Annotated in this window: 4 protein-coding genes; all 4 read right to left on the reverse strand. The window is 41.2% G+C overall.

All coding sequences use genetic code 11. The annotated features are described in order from the left end of the window. Positions 1-26: 26 nt before the first annotated feature. Positions 27-1,235 carry a cytochrome-c oxidase, cbb3-type subunit I gene (gene ccoN / locus B4K20_RS10235; RefSeq protein ID WP_289282811.1) on the reverse strand — a complete coding sequence of 403 codons (1,209 nt, stop codon included), beginning with the start codon at positions 1,233-1,235 and terminating at the stop codon, positions 27-29. 389 nt (positions 1,236-1,624) lie between these two features. Beyond that, positions 1,625-2,011, reverse strand: a complete 387-nt coding sequence (locus B4K20_RS10240; protein ID WP_286305201.1) for an MTH938/NDUFAF3 family protein — start codon at positions 2,009-2,011, stop codon at positions 1,625-1,627. 5 nt (positions 2,012-2,016) lie between these two features. Next, positions 2,017-2,310: an integration host factor subunit beta gene (locus B4K20_RS10245; protein WP_286305202.1), complete on the reverse strand. Its 294-nt coding sequence runs from the start codon at positions 2,308-2,310 to the stop codon at positions 2,017-2,019. Positions 2,311-2,432: 122 nt separating this feature from the next. Then, the coding region (gene rpsA / locus B4K20_RS10250; protein ID WP_289282812.1) for a 30S ribosomal protein S1 at positions 2,433-3,765 on the reverse strand (1,333 nt) is incomplete at its 5' end.

The raw sequence follows: 3,765 nt of genomic DNA on the forward strand, positions 1-3,765 counted from the left end.
CATCACAGCCATGTGGGTATCAGGCATCATGCAAGGTCTGATACCCACATGGCTGTGATGTAAACCGCTGTACCAATCGTAGCCATCCAGAAGTGCAGGTTGACCAAACGAATTGAGTACATAGTCGTTCCCCACATACGTTCTACCATGTGATACAGCGCACCAATAGATACCATCGCGACCCAACCTAATGCGCCCGAGTGAACGTGACCAATAGTCCAGTCAGTGTAGTGTGACAATGCGTTTACTGTTTTTGCGGCCATAACAGGGCCTTCAAATGTTGACATCGCATAGAATGCTAAAGAGACAATCAAGAAACGTAAGATATAGTCAGTACGTAGTTTGTCCCAGGCACCACTTAATGTGAACATACCGTTGATTGCACCACCCCATGAAGGAATGATCATCGCCAATGAAATAGCTGCACCCAATGATCCAGTCCAGTCAGGTAAAGCAGTATATTGAAGATGGTGAGCCCCTAACCAAACGTAACCGAAAACTAAGGCCCAGAAATGGATAACAGATAAACGGTATGAATAAACAGGACGATTCGCTTGCTTAGGTACAAAGTAATACATGATCCCCAAGAAACCAGCAGTCAGGAAGAAACCTACCGCATTGTGTCCCCACCACCATTGAATCATCGCATCTTGCACACCAGCAAACAGTGAATAAGATTTAAACAACTCAACAGGTATAGCCAAACTGTTCACAACGTGGAGATATGTGATCATGACCATCATCGCAATAAAGAACCAGTTTGCTACATAGATATGCGAAACCTTGCGAATTGAAATCGTCATGATGAAATTAAATGTGTAGGCCAGCCAGACTACAGCAATCAAAATATCAATTGGCCATTCTAATTCAGCATATTCTTTAGATTGAGTATAACCAAGAGGTAAGGTAATGACAGCGCTGAGAATAACGAGATTCCAGCCCCAGAATGTAAACCAGGCTAATTTATTGCTCCATAACGGTGTACGGCAGGTGCGTTGCACAATATAGAACGCTGTAGCCATTAATGTAGAACCACCAAAAGCAAAAATAACCGCATTAGTATGTAAAGGACGTAAACGACCAAAACTGATATATGGATTATCAAAATTCAGGACTGGCCAAGCCAGTTCTGAGGCGATATAAACACCGATACCGGTGCCAACGACCAAGTATACGCATGCCATATAGGCAAACCACTTGACCACTTGATAGTTATATTGTTGTTCCGCTTGCATAGCGACCACACCTTCTCTCTTTGGAAAACTCTCTCTCAATTTTGTTGTCAATCACTCAACAAAATTAGGACCCTTTTCTACGTGCCTCAATGAACATCGAAAGCAGTTAGAATTTTACATCAATCAGCTGATTTGCTTCACACCAAAACATTGATCTAGATCAAACGTAGTGTGATAAAGCACAGTGTGCTGTGAAATGCCTCACCCGCACGTAACATGGAATTTTCCTAAGATCAAAATCTCTGGTCAAGTTAATCAGTCTTAACGCCCATAACCAAGCATGATTTTGTATTAAAAAAACAATTAGTTATGTACTTCCATCAAAAAAAAAGAAATATCGGTGACGTCAAGATGAGGGGGGATTGCGGCTTATTATTTTATGTGTGGCTTCAAGGACTAACAATGAGTATTACAGAACGTTCTTCTATCAATAGTAAATTGTATGTATGACAGGCAGAAGATCGTGACATAAACTCAGTACCAATACCTTGTTTATTAAAATATTCGGCCATTTGTAATAACGGAAAAGAGAGGCTGGCATCCGAGGTAAATATAATGACTTCCGGAGCCAGCTCTTTAAGTGCAGACAGAGTGTCTGCTGATAAGTTTTTGATATCACTGACGTCTATATTTTCTAATATTTGGTTTGGCGTCAGTACAAACGCTGCGTCGTATGACGTCAATGTCTGTGTGTTTTTATGTCGAACAGTCACTGACTGTTCTGTATATGAGTGGATTTGGTTATATTCGTGAACCGCTTCCTGACTCAGTTTCATCTGTGTTACTGATATCCTGCCGCGTCGTTAACACGGTCACGCAACTCTTTACCAGGTTTGAAATGCGGCACGTATTTCTCATCCAGCTGAACTGATTCACCGCTTTTTGGATTACGTCCGACACGTGGTGGTCGATGATGTAAGGTAAAACTACCAAACCCGCGAATTTCAATTCTATCTCCTTGTGACAAACTATCACTCATCTGTTCTAAGATGAGTTTAACTGCAAGCTCAACGTCACGATAATTCAATAGAGATTGTTTTTCAGATAAAACTTCAATCAAATCTGATTTGGTCATGTCTTTAAAATTCCTGGAATAATGCGCTAAACACCAATATGAAGTATTGGTTTTAATCTTCTGAATCTATTAGAGAAAAACCCCTGAAAAATTCAGGGGTTCATCTTTAATATGAAAAACGATTAGTTGTCTTTCTGATCCATTTGTTCTTTCAGCAAATCACCCAGTGTTGTGTTGCCTGCAGAAACATTACTGTACTCTTTCACAGCTTCAGATTCTTCTTGATCATCTTTCGCTTTGATAGACAGAGTTAAGGTGCGGTCTTTACGTGACATACCAGTAAATTTCGCTTCGACGTCATCACCTACAGCCAGAATTTTGCTTGCGTCTTCAACACGTTCACGAGCGATATCCGCAGCACGAACATAACCTTCAACGCCTTCAGCTAATTCAATAGTTGCACCACGAGCATCAACAGCAGTCACTTTACCGTTAACAATACTTCCACGTGGGTTTTCAGCTAAATAAGCTGAGAACGGATCGTCTTGTAATTGTTTAATACCTAAAGAGATACGCTCACGTTCTGGATCGATTGCTAAAACAACAGCTTCAACATCATCACCTTTCTTGAAGTCACGAATTAATTCTTCGTTGTCTTCTTCCCAAGAGATATCAGACAAGTGAATCAAGCCATCGATACCACCGTCTAAACCGATGAAGATACCGAAATCAGTGATTGACTTGATAGCGCCACTGACTTTGTCACCCTTATTATGAGTCATTGCAAACTCTTCCCAAGGATTAGTCTGGCATTGTTTGATACCCAGTGAAATACGGCGACGTTCTGCATCAATATCCAGAACCATTACTTCAACTTCATCACCTAATTGAACCAGTTTAGATGGGTGAACGTTTTTGTTAGTCCAGTCCATTTCAGACATGTGAACTAAACCTTCAACGCCATCTTCGATTTCAACGAAGCAACCGTAGTCAGCAATGTTAGTGACTTTACCGTGAATACGTGTGCTGTTTGGATAACGGCGAGCGATATCTTTCCAAGGATCATCACCCATTTGTTTCAGACCCAGAGAAACACGTTCACGTTCTTTATCAAATTTCAGTACTTGAACTTCGATTTCGTCACCGATAGCAACAACTTCAGATGGATGTTTAACACGTTTCCATGCCATATCAGTGATATGTAACAGACCATCGATGCCGCCCAGATCAACGAACGCACCGTAGTCAGTCAGGTTCTTAACAATACCTTTAACCACTTTGCCTTCTTCCAGCGTTTCTAGTAACGCTTCGCGTTCTGCACTGTTTTCTTCTTCCATAATCGCACGACGTGAAACAACAATGTTGTTACGTGGACGATCAAGTTTAATCAGTTTGAATTCGAGTTCTTTATTTTCCAGGTGAGTCGTATCACGGATTGGACGAACATCAACCAAAGAACCAGGAAGGAATGCACGGATATTTTCCAGATCGACGGTGAAACCACCTTTGACCTTA

Source organism: Methylophaga sp. UBA5088 (assembly GCF_002414625.1).
Lineage (GTDB): Bacteria > Pseudomonadota > Gammaproteobacteria > Nitrosococcales > Methylophagaceae > Methylophaga > Methylophaga marina.

What these genes read in the sequence shown, in the direction of transcription:
- B4K20_RS10240 (WP_286305201.1), bottom strand. Translation starts at nt 2,011, where the DNA reads ATGAAACTGAGTCAGGAAGCGGTTCACGAATATAACCAAATCCACTCA.
- B4K20_RS10245 (WP_286305202.1), bottom strand. Translation starts at nt 2,310, where the DNA reads ATGACCAAATCAGATTTGATTGAAGTTTTATCTGAAAAACAATCTCTA.
- ccoN (WP_289282811.1), bottom strand. Translation starts at nt 1,235, where the DNA reads ATGCAAGCGGAACAACAATATAACTATCAAGTGGTCAAGTGGTTTGCC.